Raw genomic sequence first — 26,120 nt, 5'->3', positions numbered from 1 at the left:
AGACGCAGAGACGCAGAGAACATAGGAATCCTTCTTTGCGGCTTCGCGTCTATGCGTGAGGCTTTTTGCTTCAATTACTCACGCAAAGGCGCTAGGCCGCTAAGGACTCTTGAGGAAAGTCTTCCTCTGCTGTCTCTGCGTCTCTGCGCGAGGCCATCCGCATGATCGTTGTTGGGCAGTTGCTGCTGGAGTGCGCCGAGACGCCGGGCGCCGCTCGGTTGGCGCCGGGGTATGTCCGTGTTGAGGACGGCTTCATCGCCGAAGTTGTCGAGGGTGAACTGCCATCGACGTGTGACCTGGGCGGTCCAGAGTGCCTGGTGTCGCCGGGGCTCATCGACACGCACTTGCATCTGCCGCAGTTCGATATGATCGGCGCGCATGGGATGCCGCTGCTCGAATGGCTGATGGGCGTGACGTTTCCGTCGGAGTCGCGTTGGGAAGACGCCGCCTTCGCCGCCGCGATGACCGAGCGTGTCGCCAAGCAACTCGTCTCGGTCGGGACAACGACGGTCTGCGCCTACAGCACCGTGCATCACGAGGCGACCGTCGCGGCGATCGAGACGCTTTCCAAAGCCGGCCTGCGGGGCGTGGTTGGGCAGGCGATGAGCGACCGTTACGCGCCCGATAATCTTGTCGGCGGCACGAAGGAGCTGCTCGACCAAACGGCTAACCTACTTGAACAGTTCCCGCATAGTGGACGGCTTGCGGCGGCAATCACACCGCGGTTCGCGGTATCGTGTACGCCGGAGTTGCTGTCGGGAGCTGGGAGGCTTGCCGCTGAGAATCCCGAAGTGATCGTGCAGACCCACCTCAGCGAGACGATCCCCGAGTGTCAGCTCATCGGCGAGCTCTACGACGGGTCGAAGTACGTTGACGTGTATCGAGCGCACGGACTCGTCACCGAGCGAACGCTGTTCGGCCACGGCATTCACCTCGACGCGGCCGAGCGGGCGGTGCTGCGTGAAGCCAGCGCGGTGATCGCCCACTGTCCGCTGGCGAACTCGTTCCTGCGATCCGGCGCTATGAACCGCGCCATGGCGATCAACGAAGGCGTACGGCTATCGCTCGGCAGCGACATCGGCGGCGGCTATGAGCGCTCGATGGTCCGCGTCGCCAGGGCAATGGTCGAAACGGCGTCGGCGCTCGGCGATGTTTACCCAACCCCTGCGGACGCCTGGTGGCAAATCACGGCAGGTAATGCGGACGCGGCGGGCTTCGCCGACGCAGGCCGGTTGCAACCCGGCGCGCCGGCGGACTTGTTCATCGCCGAGCCTGACTTGCCGTGGCTCGAATCGCCCGTTAATCCCTTGGCGATGATCCTCTTCGCATGGGATGACCGTTGGGTGCGGCAGACGCTGGTGCGAGGAGACGTCGCCTACCGGGCGGGGTAAAGGCGGGGGTGAGACCTTGTAGGTCTAGCGCGAGAACCCTCGGAAGAAATGGAGACGCGTCAGGCACAGCCTGACCTACAAAACTGACGGCAAACTCTCGACGAAAGTCGCCAGCACTATGAACCAAGGCTCTGCGAGCGTGCTCGTCCTTCTGCTGATGACGCTGGCTTCGGCGACGGCGTCCGAGCCGCCGTCCGTTCAACGGTGGGACCGCGTCGTCTGCATTCAGACAAAGAGCGAAGGAACCTCGAACCGTGTGACGCAATGCTCGGCGTTCTTGGTGAACCATCAATCCAGGCTCTTCCTCGTGACTGCCGGCCACGCCAGCGACGAGACCAATCGCAACAGCCGGGTCGTTTACCGCGACCAAGAAGGCAGGTCCCAATGGGCCAAGCTCGACGTCCTCTTCCCCGAGAGGTCGAACCCATGGAAACGCCATGAGGACTCGGATTTCGCCATTGCCGAAGTTTCGCCTGAGGAAGACAAGCAGGTGTACTTCTCACAGCTAACGGCGATCTCAATCCCACTGAAAAACCTCGGCGTCGACACACCAGGACGGACGACCAAGATCGAGACCGCCGGTTATCCCCTCGGCATCGGAGCCGTGGACCCGATATCACCCGTTGTGGTTGTCGGACACATTGCGTCGGCGGAGATCTCGACCGACAGTGATTGGGGGGTGGAGCCGATCATCTACTGCACGCCGGCCCTTGCGCAAGGAACCAGCGGCGGGCCCGTCTTTCTTAGCGAGGAATCACCCGAAAGCGCCACGGTTGTTGGCATGTACGTCGGTGTCGTCTTCGACGCGTCGGGAGCCAAACTCTCGAAGCTGGCGCCATCGCGTCTCATTCACCAAGCGATTGCCGAGAGCTGCGCTGGCGACCCTTGAAGGTAGCGACGACAGCGCCTCTTGAAGCCGACGGGCGGGTTCTGACCTACTGTGTTACAGCGCGACGCAAACCAAGTTGGCGCCGGCTTCGGTCAGGTCTTTCTGGGTGTCGAGCGCCATCTCGCCGTCGCTGTAGATGCGGTTGAACTCGCTCGGCTCGGCGTAGTAGCACATCGCGCGCTCCGCGGACTTGCTGCTGTCGGCGAGGAGGTAGCTCTCTTCCGCGGCGGCGAGCATCGCCCGCTTTACCGCGGCGTGCGACGGGCACGACTCGCCGGCGCCGCGCGTGGCGTCGAGTGCGCGGCAGGAGACGAACGCCCGACGGAAGGCGAACTGCCGTAGGGCCGTTTCGGCGATCGGGCCGACGAAGCACTGGCCGGCCGCGTCGAATTCGCCGCCGGTCGAGATGACGTTCACGTCGGCGCGGTCGGCGAGCCACCGCACCACATCGAGCCCGTTCGAGACGACGGTGATCGGCAGCTCCGTGGGAACCTCCGGCAGCAACTTCGCTAGCTCGAGGCCGGTCGAGGAGGCGTCGATCGCGATCACGTCGCCGGGCTGGACCACGCCGACGGCGACCAGGGCGATCGCCCGCTTGGCGGCTGTGTTAGCCGTCTGCCGCACAGCGAAGGGGGGTTCGCTCGGATCGCTCGCCGCCAGGACGGCGCCGCCGTGGGTGCGTTTGACGCGGCCGCTACGGGCCAGCTTCGCCAGGTCGCGGCGGATCGTCTCGTCGGTGACGGCGAACCGCTCGGCCAGGGCAGTCACCGAGACGGCGCCCTGCTCTTGGAGGTCGCGGTAGATCTCGTTCTGGCGTTGACCGGCAAACATAGCGAATCCCACAAATATCCACATGCGTGGCGTTGATTTTTACCAACTTAGTGGCCAAAATGGTTTCGTCTAGCCAGAAAATCCGCTATAATAGCGTCTTTCCCATTCCCAACCCTCCAATGCAGGCGCCCGAATCCGTGGACTTCAAGCACGTCAATTACCTGTGGGACGATGGCGCCGTGGCTGGGATGTCGCCGGTGGAGCGTCTTGTTTATCGGTCCAACTGCCTCGGCGCTGATCAACGTATCACCAACACGGGGGGGGGGAACACCTCGTCGAAGGCCTTGGAGACCGACCCGCTGACGGGCCAGGAGGCCGACGTGCTGTGGGTGAAGGGCTCGGGCGGCGACCTGCGGACCAGCAGCGCCGGCAACTTCGCGTCGCTCTACATGGACAAGCTGCTGGGCCTGCGGCAAGTCTACGCGGCGGCGCCCGAAAAGGGTCCCAAGACGCCGGCCGAGGACGCCATGGTCGGCTACTTCCCGCACTGCACCTTCAACCTCAACCCGCGGGCCTCGTCGATCGACACGCCGCTGCACGGCTTCCTGCCGGCCCGGCACGTCGATCACATGCACCCCAACAGCGTGATCTCGATCGCGGCGAGCAAGCGGAGCAAGGAGCTTTCGCAAGAGATCTTTGGTGGAGAGGTGGGCTGGGTGCCCTGGCTGCGGCCGGGGTTTGAGCTGGGCCTGCTGATGCAGCGTGAGGTCGAGGCGAACCCGGCCCTCAAGGGCCTCGTGATGAGCCAGCACGGCCTGATCAACTGGGCCGACGATGACAAGGCGTGCTACGACCTGACGCTGACGCTGATCGAGAAGGCGGCCCGTTACATCGAAGAACGCGACAAGGGCGAGCAGACTTTTGGTGGGCAGAAGGTCGCGCCGATGGCCGACGCCGACCGCGACGCACTGCTAGTGGAACTTTTACCGTGGCTGCGGGGCCGCGTTACTCATAGGGGCGAACGCCTCATCGGCACCGTCCAGACGGACGCGACAATCCAGCGGTTCGTCAACTCCAACGATGCGCCACGGCTGGCGGAGTTGGGGACGAGCTGCCCGGACCACTTCCTGCGGACGAAGATCAAGCCGCTGTATGTCGATTGGAATCCCGCGAGTGAGGACACAGCGGCTCTCAAGGCGAAGCTCGAAGCGGGGCTCGCCAAGTACCGCGACGATTACGCCGCCTATTACGAGGCTTGCAAGCACGCCAACTCGCCGGCGATGCGGAACCCGAACCCGTCGGTCGTGTTGATCCCGGGCGTCGGCATGATCGCTTGGGGAAAGAACAAGAGCGAGTCCCGCGTCACTGCCGAGTTCTACAACTGTGCGGTCGAGGTGATGCGCGGCGCCGAGGCGATCGATGAGTACATCGCCCTGCCACAGCAAGAGGCGTTCGATATCGAGTACTGGCTGCTCGAGGAGGCCAAGCTCCAGCGGATGCCGCCGGAGAAGGAGTTCGCTCGCAAGGTGGTGCTGATCGTCGGCGCCGGCAACGGGATTGGTAAGGAAGCGGCCCATCGCCTCGCGGCCGAAGGCGCTCACATTATCTGCGCGGACCTGTCGGCCGAAGCGGCGCAGGCGACTGCTGACGAACTCACCGCCAAGTACGGTCAAGGGATTGGCGTGGCGGGCTCGGGCGTCTCGGGCTGCGGCCCGGCGATCGGGCTGGGCGTGAACATCACCGACCGTGAGTCGATCCGACAGCTGCTCGCCACGAGCGTGCTGGCCTACGGCGGGATCGATAGCCTGCTGGTGACGGCCGGCGTCTTCCTGCCGCCCGACCGCGAGGGCAAGCTTTCGGATGACGCCTGGCGGCTGACGTTCGAGGTCAACGTCCACGGCGCCTACAACATCGCCGACGAGCTGAAGCAGCTGTTCGCCGACCAGGGGCTAAACGGCTCGGTGGTCCTGACGACCAGCGTGAACGCGGTTGTCTCGAAAAAGGGCTCCGTCGCTTATGACACGTCGAAGGCGGCCGCCAATCATCTAGTGCGTGAGCTGGCCGTCGAGATGTCGCCGCTCGTGCGGGTCAACGGCGTGGCGCCGGCGACGGTGGTGCAGGGGTCGACGATGTTCCCGCGCGACCGCGTCATCGCCTCGCTGGTGAAGTACGAGATCCCGTTCGAGGAGTCGGGCTCGGACGACGACCTCCGCGGCAAGCTCGCCGAGTTCTACGCCCAACGGACGCTCACCAAGAAGCCAATCACCCCTGCCGACCAAGCCGAGGCGATGTACTTTATGCTGTCAGACCGTTCGAGTAAGACGACGGGGCAGGTGTTGAGTGTGGATGGTGGGTTGCATGAGGCGTTTTTGAGGTAGGGACGAGGGGCTAGGGACGGGGGACGAGGGAAAGAATGATGGCGAGTGTTTCTAGCTATCGTGACCTTAAGGTTTGGCAGCTGGGGGTTAAGCTCTCTCTGGCCGTCTATGAGGCGACTCGTGCTTTCCCCGCAGAAGAACGCTTCGGATTGACGAGCCAGCTCCGTCGGTGCGCCGTTTCAGTTCCCTCAAACATTGCGGAAGGAAATGCCCGTGAATCGACGAAGGACTACCTACGACACTTATCGATTGCAAGCGGGTCGCTGGCGGAAATGGAAACTCAATTAATCATCGCCTCGCAACTCGGCTTTATGTCTCCTGCTGCGGTAGAAAAATTGCAGTCGATGTGCGACGAAGAAAGCCGAATGCTTCGCAGCCTTCAACAAGCCCTACGGAAGAAAGTAGATATCTAGTTCAAGCGATGCTTCTTCTAGGCTTCCCTCGTCCCCCGTCCCTAACCCCTCGTCCCTCCCTGCCTTCTTCAGCCCACATCGCGATCGACCTCGGCGCCTCGGGCGGCCGCGCGATGCTTGCCGTTTTGGACGGTGAGCCGCTCGTGGTGCGTCTTGAAGAGGCGCATCGCTTCTCCCACGAACCACTCGATACGCCGGCGGGGCCGGTTTGGGATTTGACGACGCTTTGGCGCGAGGTGCTGACAGGCATCGAGGCGGCGGCGGTGATGGCTCGCGAGGCGGGCGTTGAGATCAAGAGTGTTGGTTGCGACACGTGGGGCGTTGATTGGGGATTGGTCGAGCCGGGGGGTGAGCTCGTTGGCTTGCCGCACGCTTATCGCGATCCCGCGCATGCGGTGGCGCGTGACCGCGTGCTGAGCCGGATCGATGGCGGCGCCGAGGCCATTTATGGCCGCACGGGGATTCCGCCGCAGTCGTTCAATACGCTCTTTCAGCTCGAAGCCCGTCACACGGCGAGCCCCGGAATATTCGCGATCGATGGTTCATCGTTGCTGCTCTTGCCCGACTTGCTGCACTACTGGCTGTCGGGCGTCCGGGCGAACGAACGCACCAACGCCTCGACCACCAGCATGCTGTCGGCGGTGACGGGCGATTGGGATCGCGAACTGCTCGCCACGGTCGGACTGCCGAGTGCGGCATTGGGGAAGATCGTCGAGCCGGGGACGAGGCTGGGGCCAGTGCGGCCGGAGTTGGCGGCGTCACTCGGCCTGCCACACCCTGTGGCGGTTGTGGCCCCGGGGACGCACGACACGGCGTCGGCGGTGGCGGCGGTTCCGGCGGAAGGCGAGGCCGCGGGTTCGTGGGCTTACTTGTCGAGCGGCACATGGTCGCTGCTGGGCGTCGAACTCGATCAGCCGATGACGACGCGTGAGGCATTTGAGGCGGGCTTCACGAACGAACAGGGGGTCGCCGGCAAGACGCGGTTCCTGCGAAACATCGCGGGCCTATGGCTCGTGCAAGAGCTGCGACGCGATCTTGAGCGACAGGGCAAATCGTACGAGTACGCCCAGCTGGCGGACCTCGCCGCCGAGGCGCCGGCGCTGCGGACGATCGTCGATCCGAACGCCGAGGACCTAGCGGCGCCGGGCGACAGCATCGCGAAGCTCCGTGGCCACGCCGATCGGACGACCCAGCCAATCCCCGAGACGCCCGGTCAGTTAGCACGCTGCTGCCTCGACAGCTTGGCGTTGTGCTACGCCGACACGATCGAGCGGATCGAGTCGCTCACCGATCATCGCATTGCGACGCTGTACCTCGTCGGCGGCGGCGTCAACAACCGCCTGCTCAACCAACTCGCCGCCGACGCGACCGGCCGCACCGTGAAGCTCGGCCCCAGCGAAGCGACAGCGCTTGGCAACGCGTTGGTGCAAGCAATGGGCCTCGGCTTGGTGAAGGACATCGAAGCGCTACGCGGCGTCGTCGCCCGCTCGCAAGATGTCGAGGTCGTAAAGCCCAACGCAGAGTCAGCTGAATGGACAACCGCCAAGCGGCGGTTTCGTTCCCTTACTACATTTTAAGACGTTGAACCACAAAGGAACTAAGGAACGAAAGGAGACCGTGACGCCTAAGCCTTTGTTCCTTCGTTCCTTGGTGGTTCCCTTACTTGGTCAATAACAACTGTGACAACCGCCTACGAGTTTGCTTGCGAGCGTTACGCCGAGCATGGCGTCGATGTCGACGCCGCTGTTGCGGCGATGGACGCCTATCCCGTGTCGATCCACTGTTGGCAAGGGGACGACGTTGGGGGCTTCGAGGGCGCCGGTGAGTTGGGCGGCGGCTTGGCGGTGACGGGGAACTACCCAGGCAAGGCGCGGAACGCCGAGGAACTGCGCGCGGACGCCGACCTGGCGATGTCGCTGCTGCCCGGCAAGCACCGCTTCAATTTGCATGCGATCTACGCTGAGACGGGCGGCGAGAAGGTCGAGCGCGATCAGCTGACCGCTGAGCACTTCGCGGCGTGGATCGATTGGGCCAAGTCGCGTGGCGTGGGCCTCGATTTCAACCCGAGCTACTTTTCGCACCCGCTCGCGGCGAGCGGCGTGACGCTATCACACGCCGACAAGTCGGTCCGGGACTTCTGGATCGACCACGGCAAGGCGTGCCGGCGGATCGGCGCAGCGATGGGCGCCGCGACGGGCTCGCCGTGTGTGACGAACGTCTGGGTACCCGACGGCTCGAAGGACACGCCCGCCGACCGCAAGGCGCCGCGCGAGCGCCTCGCCTGCGCTCTCGACGAAGTCTTCAGCGAGAAACTCAACCCGAAGCAGAACCTCGACGCGGTCGAATCGAAGCTCTTCGGTATCGGCGCCGAGAGTTACACCGTGGGCTCGCACGAGTTCTACATGGGGTACGCGATCAAGAACGGCAAGGTGCTTTGCCTCGACGCGGGTCACTTCCACCCAACGGAGGTGATCAGCGACAAGCTCTCGGCAGTCATGCAGTTCATTCCGGAAGTGTTGCTGCACGTTAGCCGTGGGGTGCGTTGGGATAGCGACCACGTCGTGGTGCTGTCGGATGAGCTGCGGGCGATTGCGCAGGAGATCGTCCGCGGCGGCTACGGCGGGCGTGTCCACATCGGCCTCGACTTCTTCGATGCGACGATCAACCGCATCGCGGCGTGGGTCATTGGCGTGCGATCGACGCAAAAGGCGCTGCTTGCTGCACTGCTGGAGCCGTGGGGCGAAGTCCGCGACGCCGAGGCCGCCGGCGACCTGACGGCGCGGCTCGCGTTGATGGAAGAGCACAAGACGCTTCCCTTCGACGCGGTGTGGACGCACTACTGTGAAGCGAAGGGCGTCCCCGCGGGCGCGGGTTGGCTCAAACAAGTCCAAAAGTACGAAGCCGAAGTGCAGTCCCAACGCAGCTGAGTTAACCACAAAGTAACGAAGGAACAAAGGACGTTTGCAAAAGGCAGCTCACTGCTACTTAGTGCTCCCTTTGTTCCTTCGTTCCTTTGTGGTTCAATCCCCGATCTAACTAGCGGCCCTCTTCTACAGCAATTCTATGGCTGAGACGGAATCCTCCGGCGGTGAGTTCGAGCGCACGCCGGTGCCTGAGTCGGCGTTGTTGGGACCGAGCAAGTTTTGGGGCATGTACGCCGGCGAGCATTGCGCGGGCACCGAGTTTATGATCGGTCCGCTGTTCCTCGCCGCGGGGGCGAGCCTGCAGGACGTGGTCGTCGGGCTATTGCTCGGCAACGTTTTAGCAGTGCTGACGTGGCGGTACCTCGTTGTGCCGATCGCGATGGCGAAGCGGATGACGCTTTATTATCAGCTTGAGCGGATCGCCGGCTCGCAGATGGTGAAGCTGTACAACGTCGTCAACGGCGTGCTGTTCTGCTTCCTGGCGGGAGCGATGGTGACGGTGTCGGCCAGCGCGGTGGGAGTGCCGTTTGGAGTTGATTACAAGGTGCCGGAGGAGACATTCGCCTTGGGGTCTCCGTCGTTCACGTTGATTGTCATGCTGGTTGGCATCGTGATGAGCGTCATTGCGGCAGCCGGCTACAAGACGGTCGCGCGGGTCGCTAACTACGCGGCGCCGTGGATGATCGCGGTCTTCGCGGCGGCGGGGCTCGTGTCGCTCGGACAGATGGGCGTCGATAGCTTCTCGAAGCTGACCGAGGGCGCCTTCTGGAGCGACGCGATCGCCTTCATTCAGAATGAGCAGGGTGAGAAGGCGTTCCCGTTCTGGCAGTTGGTGGCGTTCGCTTGGCTCTGCAATGGGGCGATGCACTTCGGGATGGCCGACCTGTCAATCTTCCGCTACGCGCGGAATGCGTCTAGCGGCTGGGCGCCGGCGATCGGCATGTTCCTCGGCCACTATGTCGCCTGGATCTCGGCCGGTCTCTTGCTGGCGGCGCAGATCAAGCTCTCGCAGCTCACCGATCCCAACCCGGGTGTGATGGCGTTCAGCGCGCTCGGATGGACCGGCGTTCTTTGCGTCGTCATCGCGGGTTGGACGACCGCGAACCCAACGATCTATCGATCGGGCCTTGCGTTCCAGAGCCTGATCCCCGGCATGTCGCTGGTGACGGCGACTTTGATCGCCGGCGCCGTCGCGACGATTGCCGGCGCGTTTCCCAACTTGGCTTATAAACTGCTCGACTTTGTCGGCACCTATGGGACAATTCTTGGGCCGATGGGCGCCGTGATCTTCGTCGACTACTGGCTGATGAAGCGGATGGGGCTCACCGAGGAGTACGCCGCCCGGACTGGCATGCAGTTCAACATGGCGGTGCTGGTCGCCTGGGGCCTGCCGGTCGCGGTGGGTCTGTACCTGATCTTCAAGCAGGGGGTATTTGCCGCTTACTGCGTTGTGCCGGCGTGGATCGCTTGCGGCGTGATCTACCTCTTGCTGAGTAAATTGACGCAGCGGCCGCAGCCGGAACTCACCCATCTCGCTGACGCCTAAGGAACGGACCGATGAAGAAACTGGTGATGCTCGTTGGGGCACTGGCGATCGCGACGATCGCCTTTGCGCCCTTTGCGTACATCAACGGCGCGCTGGGCCTAGACGCGTACAAGACGTTGGCGCTGGTGATGACCGCCGTCTGGTTCGTGGCGGCGTTGTGGCCGGGGGCCGAGGCGTCGATGGAAGAAGCGATCGACGAGTGACATCCTCCGGTCGCTGACGCTTACGGCTCGCCAGCTACTCGTCTGAGCGTGCTTCGCTTCGGGGTAGCGATGCTAGCCTTGCGCGACGATGCGGGCAGTTTCACGCAGAGACGCCGAGGGCCTGCGATGAAGACTCACGCAAAGCCGCCAAGGCGCGAAGATAAGGATTGGTAGAAGTAGGACCGCAACTGCAGACGAACGCGCAATTGCGTGCCCTTCGCGACTTCGCGCCTTTGCGCGAGTCTCAAGACATCCAACTCTGCTGTCTCCGCGCCTCTGCGCGAGACGCTACGGCAAATTGAAGAACGCTGTCGGCGAGCCGGGAGCGTCAGCGACCGGAGTGATGCGGAGAGGGCTCTACTGCGGCGCGTCGAACGCCAAGTTGTGCCGCCCGGCGCTGAACGCCAGTTCGAACGGATTGCTGACGACCTCGCACTGGGCGTGCGCGGCGACTTCGTCTGCGAGGTCCTCGCTCACCCAGAGCTGGTCGAGGTGCAGGGTGTTGGGGACCACCACCCAGCGGCGTTCGCCGTAGCGGGCCCGCATTTTCTCGAAGACCTCCTCGTCGTCGGCGAGCGTGGCGGGAATCTTGCCGCGTTGCATGTCGCCGGTTGTGTAGACGTTGATGAACGTCTTGTGCTCGTCGATCGCGTCGCGGAGCCGGCGAGTGATGAAGTCGGCGAGGCCGACGCCGATGGCGTTCCCCTTCGAGGCTTCGACCAGTTCTAGGCAGGCGATGATCTTCACCTGTGGCTTCTCGACATCCTCGACGCTCGTGCCACGGCGGCCGATGACGTTGGGGTCCATTCCGGTGCCGCTGAAGGTCTTGCCGATCTTGTCGACGACCAGCACGTCGATCGCGTCGAGGGGTAGCGACGGGAAGTAGCCGCGGTGCTTCTCGAGCAACTGCGGTTCGCGTTGGAGGATCTCGGCGGCAGGGACGGCGTGTAGTTCGGCGGTGTGGTCGTAGCCGTCTTCGAGGATGGCGAGGCCGGCCCAGATCTTGCCGCTGTCGATGAGGAGCTTCCCCATGTCGAGAAGCATGTGCTTCATCAGCGGCGTGGGCGTCGAGTGGAAGGTCTCGGCCGAGCGGATCTTGCCCATGCCGACGACCATCATCTTCGTCAGTCCGCTTTGGACGGGTCCGCTGAAGCAGGTGTGGAGCTTGATGCGGTTGAGCACCAAGACACCGGCCGACTCGTAGCAGTGGCGGTCCATCCAGACGTCGCCGCTGGGCACCTCACCGACCTTGACGCACTCCATGCTGGAGCGGATCGGCATGCCGGTCGCGGCCTCGGTGACGCCGAGCGACTCGACCATCTCCTTCTGGCCGGCGTCGGTGGCGCCGTTGTGCGAGCCCATCGCGGGGACAACAAAGGGTGTAGCGCCGTGGTCGCGGAGCCAGTCGCCCGCGGCCTTCGTGATTTCGACGATGTTGCTGATGCCGCGCGAACCGGCGGTGATCGCCACCTCGCCCTGCGGCGGCGGGCCGAGCAGGTCGAGTTGCCGACGGACCTCGGCGGTGACGTCGGGTATCGGCGCCGATACCAGCGTTTGGCGGACTTTGACGAACTTCATGGTCGGCGGACGCGAATGGATACCTTGGAGAGTGAGACTTCCAGGTTAATCATCGTCGCCATCGATGCGCAGGGTCCACAGCGCACACGATTCTCTTCAAGCTCGTTGCTCGCTTCTTAGCGGCCTCTGCGTCGACCGCACGCGGCGGCCAACAGTGCGGCCAGGGCTGCCGCCGTCGGCTCGGGGACCGAGACGGCTGTGTTCTCTAGGGTCTGAGGAGCCCCGTATTGAGACGCCCAGATGGCGTAGTCCGCGTCGTTGACGACGCCGTTGAAGTCGCCGTCGGCGGATTGCAGCAGACCGGTCGTGTTGCGCTGGTCACGCCACAGCGTGTAGTCGGCGGCATCGACGAGGCCGTCCGAGTTGTAGTCGCCGCGGATGCCGCTACGGACGAGGTAGTTGTCGAAGTAGGCCGTGCCGGTTCGGACTTGCGACGCGGCGTCGGCCGCGGCGGCGATGGCGGCGATGTCGGCGTCGGTGAACTCGTCGGCAGCCGGGAACTCCAGCGGCGTCGCGATCACTTGGATGTCGTTGAAGAAACCGTGGTACAACTTGGTCGAGAAATCGACAACGATCTTGAAAGAGTTCCATGTGTTCAGCTGCGCCGTAGCCCCGGGGACGGGGATCAGACCAACGGACTGGTTGCCGTAGAGCAATTGGCTGGTGGCGGCGTCAACGCCGAGCATGCCGATGCGGTTGACCCCGCCGCTGGAATCGTAGGCCTCGATGCCGAAGAACGGTCCGAACGCCGCCGTGGGCGCCGATGACACGACGTACATGTCCCACTCGATGGTGACGAATCGCTCGGCCGATTGAGCCGGTACGGGGACGGCCCAGCGGCTGTCCGAAACAGCGGCGCGATTGACGCGGATCGCCTTCGTGCCGGATTCGACAACGGTCGATTGGACAACGGCCGTGCTGACGCCCTGGTCTTTAAGCCAGATACCCGCGTCCTCTCCCGAAACGGTTGTGGCGGCCTGCCCCTCAAGCCTTCCCGTACCGCCGAAGGTCGTTGAGTACGCTTCGAAACCGCCTGAATGAACGAGAACTCGCGCTTCCGATTCAAGCGGAACCAGCGACAAGAGCAACGCGGACAGGCTGAAGCAGGCTTTGTGGAGCGACAAATTCACGGCAATCTTGGGCGACTTTGGGTGTCGCTCTAAGGGCGGAAAGAACGGCGGGTTTAAGTCAACGTAACCCGCTCACCGCCACTTCGCAATCTAACGCAGCCCTCCCGCCCGACCTGATCGGAATATCCGCACATCGCGGAGGGCCGCCAGCGCGAGGAACGCCATCGCGGCCGAGGAGGGCTCGGGGACTGTCAAACTCGGACCGGCGAGCGACAGCTGCCGCCGAACTTCGCCGTAGCTGCTCTGCCAGATGGCGAGGTCCGCGGCGTCGGCGACGCCGTCAAAGTTGGCGTCGCCCAAGAGGCCGGCGCCGAGGTTGTCACGCCAGACCGTGTAGTCGGCCGCATCGACGACGCCGTCGAGATTGAAGTCGCCCGGCGACGTGAGGGCGAGCTGCGTCACCATGACCTCGGCGTCCGCGGCGTCGACGACGCCGTTTCCGTCGAGGTCGAGCAACCAATCGTCGCCGCCCAATCCTGCTTCGAGCACTTCAAGGTCCGCTAAGTCCGTCACTAGATCCTGGTTCACGTCGGCCCGACGGAGCAGCATCTGCTCGAGCCGATCGGGGACGCGAGTGTCGGTGGCGCCAGAGAGGACGTAGTCGGGGAGCAGCAACAAGTCCCTGTTATCGACAAGCCCGTCTCCTGTGATGTCGGCCGCCGCATTGAACGCGGCGTTCTGCGAATAGAGCAAGAGCTCGAAGCCGGCGGGACCCGTAAGGTCGGCGGCGTTGATCACGCCGTCGAGGTTCAGGTCCCCGAAGCCCCGACCGATGTTCGTATCGGTGAAGAAGCCGGCCTCGCGCTGAACGTTCGTCGTGCCCGTCTCTTCAAACGTCACGATCGTCACGGTGTGGTTGCCGCTCGTCACGCCGGTCATGCCGTAAACGAACATGTCGCGGTCGTAGTAGCCGGCGCGGTTCTGGTTGGCGTCAGCCATGGCGAGGATGTCCTCTTCGGCCATCGTCGCGGGGAGGTCGAGGAAGACGTGGACGCGGTCGGCCGTCTTGTCGATCGATCGGACAACAAGGTCGCGCTCGCTGCTGGCGCCGTAGGGCTCGAAGCTCTCGACGGTCGAGTCGGGCGGCAGCAGATCGACGTAGATCGCGGTGCGGAAGTCATTAAAAACGGCCGGGCCGCCGTCGCCGCCGGTCGCCGCGTCGCGGTGGCGGAATGCGCGGGCGGTGATGTAGTGGCGGCCCTCGGAGAGCTGTGTCGTGTCGATGACTTGCTCGTAGTGGCCGGCGCCCGTGCCGACGTTCTGCGCGCCGTCCCAGACGTAGCCGGGTGAGTTCACCGACTGGAACTCCTCGAACCCGTAAGAAACGCTCCCGGGGGTGACGTGGTCTACGACGCCATTGCCGTTGAGGTCGATGCCCGTGTCGATCATTAGCATGGCGCGATCGCCGTCGGCGTGCGGGTCGCGGACCGTCCCGGCGCCGCCAGGGTTCGTCAGCGAGACGGGCGCCGTATCGAGCCGCACGGTGAACGTGGGCGTCGTCACGACTTCGACGTCGGAGGTTCGAGCCGTGCCGAAGTTGGCGCTGGTGGGCGTCGTGCCTTCAAGGACCGAAGAGCTGGTCACCTGCAACGAGCCTTGCGGCCCGGCGACGCCGTAGATCACGTAGCCGCGGCCGTGGCCGGCGTTGCCGGGGATCGAGACGTTGATGCGGCCGTTGGCGTCGACCTGCACGGTGTCGGCGATGGCGTTGCCGGGATCGACCGTTGAGCTCGTGGCGTTTCCTGTCAGCTCGACGAGGACCGTGCCGGGGGCGAAGGCCGTTTGCACGCCGTTGCGGGTCTCGATGGCGCCGTCGTTGCGGCTGTTGAGGCCCACGACTGCCGAGTTGAGTCGCTCGTAGACGTAAACGTTCGAGAACCCGTTGGGGTTGAAGGCGTCGTCGAGCCAGCGTTCTTGAAAGTCGCCGCGGCCGTGGCTGTTACGGATGTCGACGAGCTTGGTGATCGCGTCGCCATGGAAGCCGCCGAGGGCGTCGTTGCGGCCCGCATGGGGGAACGTCTCGCCGGGGATGGCGTCGGAGTTCATGTAGACGATCGACTCGCCCGGCAGCATCAGCGTGTAAGCGTGGGCGACGTTGCCGAGGGCGGCGCCGGTCGAGTCGTGGCTCTCGACGAAGGCGACGCCCTGGCTGCCGTTCATCAGTCCGTCGTCGTTCAGATCGACGGGCGCCTTCTTGATGTTGTGCCAGTTGTTCGCCAAGCCGTTCGACGTGAGGTTGTCGCGCAGGGCGAAGAAGAGCGAAAAGTCGAGGACGTCACGGTTGCCGCTGACGATGCCGGGGTTGTTGTTGTCGATGTCGCGGCGGATGAAGGTCTGCAAGAAGGCCTTGTTGCCGTCGAACGCCTCGCCGAACGTGTAGATGTGGTTCGGGCTGCCGTCGAGCAGCGGCGTCCGCTTGGCCAAATACGATGCGGTGTCGAAGTCCTGCAGGTACTGCGCCTCGAAGTGCTTGATGGCGTCCATACGGAAGCCGTCGACGTCGTACTCCTGGATCATCCAGCGCACGTTTCGCATCAACAGGCCGACCGCGTTCTCCATCACCGGGTCGCCGGCGAGCGGGTTATCGGCATTGAAGTTGTAGAGCGTCGTCGGGTTACCGCGGCCGTCGATGACGTTGATCCCGCCGAGCCCTTGGTCGGGGTAGAGGCGGGCGTTGTTCGGGTCGGGCTGGTTGAAGACCGTGCCGGCGGGGATGTTGTTCGGGTTGCCAACCTGGGTTGGGTGGCGGATGAATTGGTGGTTCTTCTCTTGGGCGATGTCGTTCAGGCCGGAGATGCGGCCCTGGATATCGCCCGACGCGCTGGGGTCGTGGAAATCACCGTTGATGTCGCCGGGGAGCGTCACGGCGAAGCCGGGATAGCCGCCGGCATTCACAAAGCCCGTGTCGTAGCGGTCGCGGAAGGCGTTGTGGTTCCAGATCAGGTCGGGGTTCACCGCCACTGCGGCGTTGTGGGCTGACTGGACCATCGCGCGGAAGCCCTCGCTGGTGCCGTAGCGTGTCTCGGCCCGCGGCTCGCCGAGATTGAAGCGGTCGAACACGTCGTAGCCGACGGAAGCCTGCGAGCCCCCCTCGAACGACAGCGTCGGCGGCGGCACCCACATGCGGCCGTAGCCGACGGCGTGGATGTCGGCCATCCGCTCTTCGATCAGGTCCCAACGCGCCTCGTAGATCTGCAAGATCGCGGGGCTGGAGACGGATTGGGCGCCGCCCAGCGACGAGACGCCTAGCAACACGGCCAAGCCAAAGGCGCGCAGCAGCGATAGCGGGTTGAAGAGCGTGGAGTTCATCGGTTCCGTAGCGAGCGAATCAAGAGATGCGGCGAGGAGAGCGTCACTTCGCGGTGGTTCCGTCCGCGCTGACACGCACAGTGTCGAGCGGCTTGAAGCGGATGGCTTGGCCGCCGCCTGGCGCCAAGCGGACCGAAAGGATCGTGTCGGCGCTCACCTTCAGGGATTCGACGACGTAGGCCGTCGGGTTCTTGAGCCAGTCGGCGTCGTCGGCGTCGCGGTAGACCTGGGCTTCGTAGGCGACGCCCGTGTCGAGGAACGACAGCGGGACTTCCAGCGTTCGGGGCTCTTCGTCGCTGATCGCGCCCAGGCACCAATTGTCGGCGCCGCGCTCTTTTCGGGCGGTAACGACGTAGTCGCCGATCATACCGTCGAGCGCCAGGGTCTTCTCCCAATCGGTCGGCACGTCGCAGATAAACTGGAACGCGTCCGGATGCTGCTCGTAGACCTCGGGGAAGTCGCAAGCCATTTGCAGTGGCGCGTAGAGCACGACGTACAACGCGAGCTGTTTGGCGAGCGTGCTGGGGATGCGGTCGTTCTGACGATCAACGCCGGTCGAGAGCGTGATGTCGAAGACGCCGGGCGTGTAGTCCATCGGTCCCGACAGCATCCGTGTGTAGGCGAGGATGGACTCGTGCTCGGGCGGGTTACGGGAGTCGCCGCTCCAGGCGTTGTACTCCTGGCCGCGTGCGCACTCTCGGCTCATCGCGTTGGGCCACGTGCGACGCAGGCCGGTGTCTTTGATCCCTTCGTGGGCGACGACCATGATGCGATGCTTGGCGGCCGACTCGATCACCTTCTGGTGATGGCGGACCATGAACTGGCCATGGCTCCATTCCTTCTGCTCGACGCCGTTCTCGTCGATGCGGCGGATGCCCTGGCCGAACATCACGTAGCCGGTTTTCACCGCTTTGACGCCGAGCCGCTCGTAGAGGTCGAAGGCGTCTTCGAGCTGCGCCTCGTAATGTGAGACCGCGCCGGCCGTCTCGTGGTGACCCACGAGACTCACGTCACGGTCGGCGGCGTAGCGGGCGAGCTCTTCGATGTCGAAGTCGGGGTAAGGCTCGGTGAAGCTGAACTTATCGCCGTTCTGGATCCAGTCGCCATCCCAGCCGACGTTCCAGCCCTCGACGAGCACGCCCTTGAATCCATTCTTCGCGGCGAAATCGATGTAGCGTTTGACGTTGTCGGTGGTGGCCCCGTGGCGATCGCCGGAGCCCCAAGTCGCGCGGTTGACGTGCATCTCCCACCAGACGCCGACATACTTGCCGGGCGTGATCCACGACGTCTCGGCGATCTTCGACGGCTCGTTGAGGTTGAGGAGCATCGTCGAAGCGGCGAGGCCCGACGGCGTGTCCGCCAGTTGAATCGTCCGCCACGGCGAACGGATGGAGCCCTTGCCCTTCACTAGCACGCCATCCGACCAAGGGAAGAGGTCGGCCTTGAGCTTCTGGTCGCCCTCGTTCCGCAGCGCCATGCTGCTGTAGTCGATCAGCGCCGCTTCGTGGAGACTGACGAACGCCTGCGGCCCGGCCTGCATGGTGAGGGGCGTGTGGACGACCTCCGTCTCACTGACGGGCGTGTGCGAGTAGACGTACTCGTAGCGGTTGTCGGCGAACGCCGGGATCCACCAAGCGGGCCAGTCGCCGGCGAGCACGAACTCGGTGACCTCATTGGTGATCGCGACGTCGTCGAGGCCGTCTTGTTCTGGCAACTCGTAGCGGAAGGCGACGCCGTCGTCGTAGGCGCGGAACGTGACCAGCAGCTTCAGGCCATCCGGTTGCTGCAGCGTAACATGCAACTCGTTGTGGTGGTCGCGGACTTCGCGGGCTTCGCCCCAGGGCTGCTCCCAGACGCTATCGGTCGAGTTGGTCTCCGTCTTGGCGACGACAAAGCCATCGGTGAGCGGCTTATGCCCCTTCAATTCCAATCCCAGCCGCGACGGGGTAATGAGCGTCTCGCCGTTGCGCGACACCGTGTAGGTCGGCGCGCCCGCTTCGAGTGAGAACTCGATGGCGTTCTTGCCGTCGGGCGAGGTGACGGTGAGCTGCGCGGTGGCCGACTCCTTCGCCATGGCGAGGGAGGCCGATGCGAGCAGGGCTAACAGCAGGAGAGAGCGTGACTTCATCAAAGGTTGGTAATTAGTGCGTCAATGGAGCGATTGGAGGGACCAGCAACGATCACGGGCCCGGGTAGACGTCGCCATCGTCGTTGCGCCCGCCGTAGAAGAAAAAGACGCGCGGATCGATGTCGTAAGAGATGGTTTGCACCGAGCCGTCGCAGAACGCCATGTTCATCGACCCCGGGTGTGAGCCGCCAAAGATGGGGGAGATCGGCGTGCTCGGCCGCGCTTGTGTCGGCAGTGTCTTGCTGCCGGCGACGCCGCTGCTGACGCCCATCGGCGTTAGGCCCGGAGTGTCGGGGTAAGGGCCGATTGCCCCCGCGCCAACAACGCCGGTGGCGCCCGATGTGGCCGGTAAGCCCGTGTAGCGGAGATTGTCTTGGTCGTGCCCTACGAAGATGTTCTGATCATCGCCATTGCTGTTGCCGGTAGCATAGTAGTCCGTGCTGACGTACTTCTCTCCAATGAGCGCGGTCTTGCTGGTGCCGTCCGTGATTTTAGAGAACTTCACGGCGCTGCGCTGGAACATGACCCCGTTGTGTTTGTTCGAAATCCACGCGTTATACCCAGCATCGACCTGAGCTTGCGCGTCCGGACCGGCATTTCCCATGTCGGCGGGATTCGTACCATTCCCCGCGTTGCCAGCGTAGTCTGTCCGCGCGATGCTGCATGTCCCATCCGGCCTGCAAGAGTTTAAGTTCGCGGCAAGTGGCCTGCCGTCGTTACGCTGATACTGGTAGAGCTCTGGTTGTCTACGACTGGGGCAGTTGTAGACCGGAACCGGCGTCTGGACGAGTTGCAGCATCTTGGCTTCGATTTCGGGGCGTGTGCCGCCGCCGCTGGCGAGGTCGCGTAACGCCTGCTCTTCCATGAACGGAAGGATATTGAACGTCCAGCCACCGGGTTGATCGCCGTTGTAGCCCTTCTCGGGATCGGGCTGCCAACGCCATCCCCAGCCGCTCGTCGGCAGATGCCCCACCACGTCGTGGTGGTTCATGCTTGCTAGACCCATCTGCTTCATCTGGTTCTTGCACTGCGTCCGGCGCGCCGCTTCGCGCGCGGCCTGCACCGCCGGGAGCAGCAACGCGACCAGGATGCCGATGATCGCGATCACGACCAGCAGTTCGACTAACGTGAAGCCGCTTCGACGGGACACGGGTTCTCTCCTAAAACCGAAGTGGATCGCGCGACGCGCGACGGGGCGGCCTCTTACAGCGAAGCCTGGACTGGAGCTCTCTTCTCAGCGAGGCGCCCCGAGAACCGGCGGCGGGCCGCCGGCTCTCGGGAACTGCCTTACTGCCTCTACGCACGGCGACGGGCCGTGGCGCCAAAAATCATGCCTAACACCAGCGCGAAGCCCGTCGGCTCGGGGACCGCGACGGCGGTCGCCGCCGAACTGGCGCCGTAGTTCGACGACCAGACCGTGTAGTCGCTTGGGCCGACCGTGCCGGGGGTCGGGTCGTTGGGGAGCGTCGTCGCCGTGCCGGTGTTGTCACGCCACACGGTGTAGTCCGCGGCGTCGACCTTGCCGTCATCGTTGTAGTCGCCGGCCAACGCGACCGGCGACAGCGCGGCGCCGTAGACAACCTTGCCGGTGCGGAGCGTCGTCTCGCCCTCCAGTGCGAACTGGAAGGTGAGGTCCCGCTGGCCGCTGGTGAGCCATGGAGAGCCGATGTCGTAGACGGCGCCGAGATTCGAGGGCATCGCCGTCGAACCATCGACGAGCAGCTCGGCCAGCTGATTTGCGCTAACGTTCGCCTCGTACCACTGGTTGGCGCCCTCGACATTCTGGTCATCGAGGCTCGACCACGCCGAGGTGCTCAGCGAGCCCGACTCGGACGAGATCACGTAAGAGTCGATGCCGACACTGAAGCCCGAGGGGTTCAACAACTGCGCGTCACCGGTCGATGGATCGACGTTGAGCACCAGCGTGTTGTTCGGCAATCCTTCGTAGACGATCTGACCCGTGGCGACGCCGCCGCTTGTGCCGAATTCGAAGGTCAGGTCTTCGTTCTCTTCACCGAACGCCGCCGGAGCGGGCGGCGTAAACACCGAGCCGAGCGAGATCGTCTCGCTCGTGGCCAGGCTGATGTCGCCAAAAGGGTTGAGCTCCGACATGCCCGTCGTTTGAGGGTTCGCTTCGTACCATTCGTTGCTGCTGACGCCTTGGTCGTCGAGGCTGCTCCAACCCGACGGTTTGAGCGAACCGTTCGTCGAGCGGATCACATAGGAGTCGAACGAGATCGTCGCCGCGTCGGGGCTGTAGTTGCGGAGGGACGCGACGCCGGTCTGGCGGTTGATCGTCAAGACAGGCGTCTGCACGACCTCGAGCTTCGTGAGCACGCCGATCGTGCCGGGGTCGCCCGTGCGGACTCCGAACACCGTCCCCGGCAACAGGTTGGGGACGCCCGACGTGTCGATGAAGCCGAAACCGCTGGGCGTGCCGTCGTTGGCGTCGACGGTGGCGGAGTCGGCGATCACCCACGAGCTGCCAACCACCGGCGTGTAGCCCGGTGTCTTGATGGCGAGCGTGCCGCCGAGGTCAAGGTTGCCGGCAACGTTCAGTTGCGAAGGACCCGCGGGGCCGAACTCCCAGGTGTGGACGCCGCCGCCGCCGAGGATCAGCCCGTTCCCGTTCGCATCCGTGCCGGTCATCGTAAATGACACGTTAGGCCCCGCGATGCTGAACTGGCGGTCGAGAAACCCATGCTGAGCGGTGACAACGGCGTTGCCCGACAAGGCGAGGCTGCTGTTAAAGGCGCCGCTGGTGGGCGTCGTCAGTTCACGAGCCACGTTGAGCGTGCCTTGCACATTGACCGTAGCGAGGCCGCCGTTGAGGCCGATCTGCATGTCGCCCGGCGAGAGGTCGGCGACCGTCGTCAGGCTGCGTGTGGCGGGGATCGTCAGGGTCGCCGAGGTGCCGGCGCCGTCGGCGAGTTGCAGCGTCGGCGAGGTCACTGTGCTGTTGACCGTAACCGTCGCCGACGAGGCGGCGCCGAGCGTGTTGACGCCGATGATCGCAGCCGTGTCGAACGCAGGGTCGGGTGCGAAGCCGACGTCCCAGTTGCTGTCGTTTGTCCAGTTATTGTCGACCGCGAACGTCGACCAGCGATTCTGGGCGTCGGCCGGCGGCGTGGCGGCGAGGACGGCCGCCAAGGCCGTGCACGCCGCCGGGAGGAGATAACGCTTCATGAGTGGGTCTTGCCTTCTAGAGTGTGCGTTTCGGAATGAACCAGAACCGTCTCAGCCCGCTCGGCGGCGCGAGCCGCCGAGGAAGGCCGTCGCCAGACCGATCAGCGCGAGGCTGCTCGGCTCGGGCACACTCTGCAGCTGCGCCAGCGCCATCTGGATCATCTCGGGCGGGCCGCTGAAAGCGTTCTTCCACTCACGGAAGTCGGCGATATCGACAAACCCGTTGCCGGTGAGATCGCCGTTGGCGCGGAGGCTTGTCGAGGTGAGGAAGTTGTCACGGATCGGGGTGAAATCATCGAACTCGACCAAGCCGTTGTTGTTGGTGTCGCCGGCGAGAACCGCCTCGGTGAGGAAGCGGATGGCGCCGATGTTCGTGTTCATCTCGAACGTGACTTCTTGATTGTCTTCGAACGTGTTGAAGGTCATGTTCGCGGCGTTACCCGAGCGACCGTCCGTGCCGACGCCGTTGAACGTGCCGGTCTTTACCGCACGCCAGGCATAGGAGCCGGCGGTCGGAATGGCGGTCGTTAGCGCATAGACGCCGGGCGTTGTCTCGGTCATCGCCGTGCCCAGGAAGCTGTTATTGAAGTCCGACGCGCTGCCGAGCTGAGTTTGGAAGTTGCCAATGGCGGTCCAGGTTGTGTAGTCGTCGAGAATGGCGACGCGGTTGGTGGTGGGGAAATAACCGTCGGTGTAGGTATTACGGTCGAGACGGATCGTCATGTCGAAGTCGGCGTCGGCGTCGAATGGCACGTCTTGAGGGGTGATCTCGGGCTGTCCCCACGCCGGCGCCGTGTTGTCGGGCGTGTTGAGGATCTTGAAGGCGAAGCCCTGACCTTCGGTGACGCCGGTGAGCGTGAAGTCGAGGTCGAAGATGTTGCTCTCCGGCGCTGTCTCAACCATCTGCGGCGCCGTCGGCGGGTCCCAGTCGTTGCCAACGCCCGTCTCGCTGACGTAGCTGCCAGGGACGAAGTAGTTCTGGGCTTGGGCGGCGCCGGCGAGGAGCAGGATACCGAAGGCGGCCGCGGCCTTCGGAGCAAGCGAACGAGTCGTCATCGAAAGAACTCCGTCTGAATAGGTGAACGTTGTATCGCCCCAACCACCGCGCTGATCCATCCACCCCGCAGAAATGCGTCTGCTCAGCTTAGATGCCGCATCGAAAGGGGCTTAGCGGCTGCATCACGGTCCCAGCCGGCGTCGGCGTGACGCCGGCTGGGCGTCGTCAATCAATCGTTTCCATCAATCGTCAAAGCGTTTCTCAACCACGGACGCGACGCGTCGCGGCGATCGTCGAAGCCACCACGCCCATCAGCAAAGCGGCGGACGGCTCGGGAACAGGGAGCCCGGGAATCGTGACGACCGGGAGCGTCTGTCCGTTACCGCCGCCCAGGTTGCCGGCGCCATTCAGCCCCGGGAGCGTCTGGTTCGAGAGAAAGCCGGCGTCGCCATTGGTGACGACCATCGCCAGATTGATGTCTCCCTGAGACAGCCCGTAGGCCTGAACAAGGTCGATCTCGATCTCCCACCCTGAGGTCGCCGTGGCGGCGCCCGCTGCGCTGGCGCCATCGACGCCAAGCACGTTGCTGTTGTCCCAGCCGACGGTGAACCCGCCCGAGCCGACGCCCGCAAGCGGCAGGTCGCCGGGGCCGCCGCCCGTGGCGACGTCGCCGGCGGTGTTGTCAATCAGGTCGAACTGGCGGACGCCGTAGAAGCCACCGCCAATCTCAAAGCGCAGGCCGTGGTCCATCGTCGCGCCATTCGCGAAGGCGAGTCCGGCCATATTGTTGATCTCACCGAAACCGCCATCGGCGTTGTCGTTAGCGAGGACATTCTCGCCGCCGGGAACGGCGTCGATGAACAAGAAGAACTTGTTGAAGTTGCCCTCGAGGTTCCCGGTGATCCCGATCGTCAGCACCCCGCCGTTAATGTCGGCGTAGAGCGCGTTGACTTCCGAACCACCGGCCGAGTCCTGGCCGCCGCCTGTGGCGTTGCCGAAGCCGGTAGGGGTGTCTTGCGTGGCGCGGAGCGTAAGCCCCTCGCTTGGGATGTTCGCGCCGTCGATCACGGCCGCAAACGCGGGTTGGGCTAGTAAGCCCATCAGGCACGCGCCGATCGCGGCGCCAACTCGACATGGATTCATGAGACTGAAACTCCAGAGATGCAAGATTTCTCGCCCGTAGTGAGTAGCAATACGGAGGCCAGGGGCGTAACGCGCCGCCGTCTTGAAAAGCAAGTCGTGATGAGTCGTTCGCCGTTGTGAAACGGCTAGCGGCTGGCAGCCGCTCGATAAGTCGCCTGTACGCAGGGGCGTCGCGGTAACGACGCTTATATATTCACTTTAAGCTCGCCAGCGGAAGCGACCAAACAAATGGCGCTCTCAAGGCAAAGCTCTCTTCTTGGTTGTTGTTCCAGCCCGAGGCTCGCCGGCCGGTGACGGCGCGGAAGTCGGTGCCGATGCGGACCTCGTCGATCTCGTGCAGCTTGGAGCCCTCGAAATTGCCGAGGCTGACGCGGTCAAAAGCGAACATGCCCGACAGCTTTGCGGTTGCTACGCAACTATTCTCTTCCGTCAACGACGAAGGGTTTCGGTAAACCGTTGCGATATCCTTGTCGTCATCGCCGAAGTCGATGCGGACAACCACAAAATTGACCGCGTCGTTCTCCTCGCCGAGCGATTCGAAAGCGGCCTCTTTCACGTCGCGTTGGTAATGGAAGTTGGTCGAGACGCCGTAGCCGTTTCCTTCGGCGCCGTTGCCGATGCAGAGGACACGGTTGAAGTTGCCGTCGCCGCGATGCAACTCGAAGCCGTAGAAGACGTCGTTCGTCTTCGAGACGCGTTGCAAGAAACTGATGTAGATCGTCGAACCGTTCCGGCCGATCAGACGCAACCCATCAACGCTCTCGATCAGGCCTGCCGCGTCGAAGACGCCGCCGAGGCTTGTGCTCAGGGTGCGGCGGACGCGGTTGGCGTTGCCGCTCTGCACGAAACGGTTGCCGAGCGCCACCAAGTCGGCGGCCGCGATGCTGCCGCGGGCGACGCCGTTGCTCGGCGCCGCGCCGGCGGCTTCTTCCAAAGAAGCGCCGGTGGCCGCGGCCTCGAGGTCGGCCCAAGGACCGACCCAACCGAAGCCGCCGTTCTGCCAGGCGACGGGGCCGGCGGGGTAGGAGAAGTTCTCGAACGCCAACAGACCTTCACCGGGGCCGTTGCGGGTCTCGAGGCTGCGGACAAAGCTCTCGTCGTCGGCGTTGAAGCGGGCGAAGCGATGGTTGGCGGAGCGGAAGCGGGCGGCTTCCAGCGAGGCGAGGTTCACGACGCTGGTGATGCGGCCGCGATCGTCCACCGCGCGGGCTTCGATGGCGCCCTCGAAGACGTGGACCTCGTCCGAGCCATCGGCGCCGGCGACGACGCCGAACTGGGCGCCGGTCTCCGCGATGACCAGGCGTGGCGTCTTGATCGAGAAGCCCTGCGCCTCGGTCGGGACAGCGGCGGCGACGCGCCCGCGGTAGAGCTCGACGGTCTCTGAATCGCTGATGCGGAAGGCGGCGGGGCCTTCGAGCACCACCCGCGCGCCGCCGGGGAAGGTCAACTCGGCGAGACCCGTTTCCAGCTCGAGCAACTCACCGCCAGCAACGTCGGCGCCGAACCCAAGGTCCGTGGTCCCACCACTCCAGCGGCAGTTGCGGGTGGCGGCGACGCGGGCGACGACATCGGTGACCGCCGGGCCTTTCACGGAGTCCGTCGCGAGCATCGCGGCGAGTGGGCCCCGGCCTTGGACGCCTTCGTACGTCAGCCAAGAGGAGGCCGCCGCCGTGATCGCGACCGACGCCGCTAGGGCGCCCATCGTTTGCAGGAAGCGGACCGAGCGACGTGACGGGCTCTGTGGTTCGGCTTGGCTCTGTAGATTGGCTTGGTCGGATGTTGTTGATAACGGCTCGGTGGAATCAACGAATGTCGCCCCGTCCTCGAACGACCACGACGCAAGCGGGTGATGGAGCGCGCCAAGCTCGGCCTCGATCCGCATCAGGTTCATGAACCCGTGGCGCGAGGCTTGGTCGCTCTCGAGACGCTGGTTGAGCGTCGCGATCTGCTCGTCGGTGATCGAGCGGTCGCTGAGGGCGTCAACCAGTTCGTGGAGTTGTTCGTCGTGCGCCATTTGGCTCGCAGTTCCTACCGCTTCATGCGGCTCTATTGAGGGAGACCCCTCGATACTCTTCACATTGAAACTCTTCGACGCTTCCAGCCATTTGGCGTGGACGCCTAACGTGGAAGCCGA

General features: G+C 64.2%; 18 protein-coding genes. 8 read left to right on the top strand and 10 right to left on the bottom strand.

What is annotated here, in order from left to right; all coding sequences use genetic code 11:
• Window positions 1-161 precede the first annotated feature (161 nt).
• Both Spa11_RS11695 and Spa11_RS11690 read left to right on the top strand, forming a co-directional pair.
• Window positions 162-1,391, top strand: a complete 1,230-nt coding sequence (locus Spa11_RS11695; RefSeq protein WP_145112399.1) for an amidohydrolase family protein — start codon at window positions 162-164, stop codon at window positions 1,389-1,391.
• A gap of 118 nt (window positions 1,392-1,509) precedes the next feature.
• Window positions 1,510-2,280, top strand: a complete 771-nt coding sequence (locus Spa11_RS11690; protein ID WP_231932903.1) for a trypsin-like peptidase domain-containing protein — start codon at window positions 1,510-1,512, stop codon at window positions 2,278-2,280.
• Between the two features lie 54 nt (window positions 2,281-2,334).
• On the opposite strand, the gene Spa11_RS11685 is transcribed toward Spa11_RS11690, so the two are convergent.
• Window positions 2,335-3,111 carry a DeoR/GlpR family DNA-binding transcription regulator gene (locus Spa11_RS11685; protein WP_197529324.1) on the bottom strand — a complete coding sequence of 259 codons (777 nt, stop codon included), beginning with the start codon at window positions 3,109-3,111 and terminating at the stop codon, window positions 2,335-2,337.
• Window positions 3,112-3,230: 119 nt separating this feature from the next.
• Between Spa11_RS11685 and Spa11_RS11680 the strand changes: the two genes are divergently transcribed.
• The 6 genes from Spa11_RS11680 (at window position 3,231) to Spa11_RS11655 (ending at window position 10,515) form a co-directional block, all read left to right on the top strand.
• Window positions 3,231-5,429: a bifunctional rhamnulose-1-phosphate aldolase/short-chain dehydrogenase gene (locus Spa11_RS11680; RefSeq protein WP_145112395.1), complete on the top strand. Its 2,199-nt coding sequence runs from the start codon at window positions 3,231-3,233 to the stop codon at window positions 5,427-5,429.
• 35 nt (window positions 5,430-5,464) lie between these two features.
• Window positions 5,465-5,842: a four helix bundle protein gene (locus Spa11_RS11675; protein ID WP_231932901.1), complete on the top strand. Its 378-nt coding sequence runs from the start codon at window positions 5,465-5,467 to the stop codon at window positions 5,840-5,842.
• An 8-nt stretch (window positions 5,843-5,850) separates the two neighbouring features.
• Complete coding sequence (locus Spa11_RS11670; RefSeq protein ID WP_145112393.1) at window positions 5,851-7,419, top strand: rhamnulokinase; 1,569 nt, start codon at window positions 5,851-5,853, stop codon at window positions 7,417-7,419.
• Between the two features lie 102 nt (window positions 7,420-7,521).
• The gene (locus tag Spa11_RS11665; RefSeq protein ID WP_231932899.1) at window positions 7,522-8,769 is read left to right on the top strand and encodes an L-rhamnose isomerase; all 1,248 of its coding nucleotides are present in this window, start codon (window positions 7,522-7,524) and stop codon (window positions 8,767-8,769) included.
• 136 nt (window positions 8,770-8,905) lie between these two features.
• Window positions 8,906-10,312, top strand: coding sequence for a purine-cytosine permease family protein (locus Spa11_RS11660; protein WP_145112389.1), 1,407 nt, complete (start codon window positions 8,906-8,908; stop codon window positions 10,310-10,312).
• Window positions 10,313-10,323: 11 nt separating this feature from the next.
• Window positions 10,324-10,515, top strand: a complete 192-nt coding sequence (locus Spa11_RS11655) for a hypothetical protein (RefSeq protein ID WP_145112387.1) — start codon at window positions 10,324-10,326, stop codon at window positions 10,513-10,515.
• Between the two features lie 357 nt (window positions 10,516-10,872).
• On the opposite strand, the gene Spa11_RS11650 is transcribed toward Spa11_RS11655, so the two are convergent.
• The 9 genes from Spa11_RS11650 to Spa11_RS11610 all read right to left on the bottom strand — a co-directional run bounded on the left by Spa11_RS11650 (window position 10,873) and on the right by Spa11_RS11610 (window position 26,000).
• A complete protein-coding gene (locus Spa11_RS11650; RefSeq protein ID WP_145112385.1) occupies window positions 10,873-12,093 on the bottom strand; it encodes a DUF2088 domain-containing protein in 1,221 nt (406 codons plus the stop codon).
• Window positions 12,094-12,209: 116 nt separating this feature from the next.
• The gene (locus Spa11_RS11645) at window positions 12,210-13,217 is read right to left on the bottom strand and encodes a hypothetical protein (protein WP_145112383.1); all 1,008 of its coding nucleotides are present in this window, start codon (window positions 13,215-13,217) and stop codon (window positions 12,210-12,212) included.
• Window positions 13,218-13,313: 96 nt separating this feature from the next.
• Window positions 13,314-16,532 carry a hypothetical protein gene (locus Spa11_RS11640; protein ID WP_145112381.1) on the bottom strand — a complete coding sequence of 1,073 codons (3,219 nt, stop codon included), beginning with the start codon at window positions 16,530-16,532 and terminating at the stop codon, window positions 13,314-13,316.
• 43 nt (window positions 16,533-16,575) lie between these two features.
• Window positions 16,576-18,660 (bottom strand): glycoside hydrolase family 97 protein, encoded by a 2,085-nt coding sequence (locus Spa11_RS11635; protein ID WP_145112379.1) that lies wholly within the window; start codon window positions 18,658-18,660, stop codon window positions 16,576-16,578.
• A gap of 52 nt (window positions 18,661-18,712) precedes the next feature.
• On the bottom strand, window positions 18,713-19,810 hold the full coding sequence (locus Spa11_RS11630) for a DUF1559 domain-containing protein (RefSeq protein WP_145112377.1): 1,098 nt from the start codon (window positions 19,808-19,810) through the stop codon (window positions 18,713-18,715).
• 146 nt (window positions 19,811-19,956) lie between these two features.
• Window positions 19,957-21,846, bottom strand: coding sequence for a hypothetical protein (locus tag Spa11_RS11625; protein WP_145112375.1), 1,890 nt, complete (start codon window positions 21,844-21,846; stop codon window positions 19,957-19,959).
• Window positions 21,847-21,897: 51 nt separating this feature from the next.
• Window positions 21,898-22,902 carry a pullulanase X25 domain-containing protein gene (locus Spa11_RS11620; protein ID WP_197529322.1) on the bottom strand — a complete coding sequence of 335 codons (1,005 nt, stop codon included), beginning with the start codon at window positions 22,900-22,902 and terminating at the stop codon, window positions 21,898-21,900.
• Window positions 22,903-23,104: 202 nt separating this feature from the next.
• Window positions 23,105-23,986, bottom strand: a complete 882-nt coding sequence (locus Spa11_RS11615; RefSeq protein ID WP_145112371.1) for a PEP-CTERM sorting domain-containing protein — start codon at window positions 23,984-23,986, stop codon at window positions 23,105-23,107.
• Between the two features lie 193 nt (window positions 23,987-24,179).
• Window positions 24,180-26,000 carry a FecR domain-containing protein gene (locus Spa11_RS11610; protein ID WP_145112369.1) on the bottom strand — a complete coding sequence of 607 codons (1,821 nt, stop codon included), beginning with the start codon at window positions 25,998-26,000 and terminating at the stop codon, window positions 24,180-24,182.
• Window positions 26,001-26,120: the final 120 nt, after the last annotated feature.

It is taken from the genome of Botrimarina mediterranea, assembly GCF_007753265.1.
Classification (GTDB): domain Bacteria; phylum Planctomycetota; class Planctomycetia; order Pirellulales; family Lacipirellulaceae; genus Botrimarina; species Botrimarina mediterranea.
This window is presented reverse-complemented; position numbering and strand designations above follow the sequence as displayed.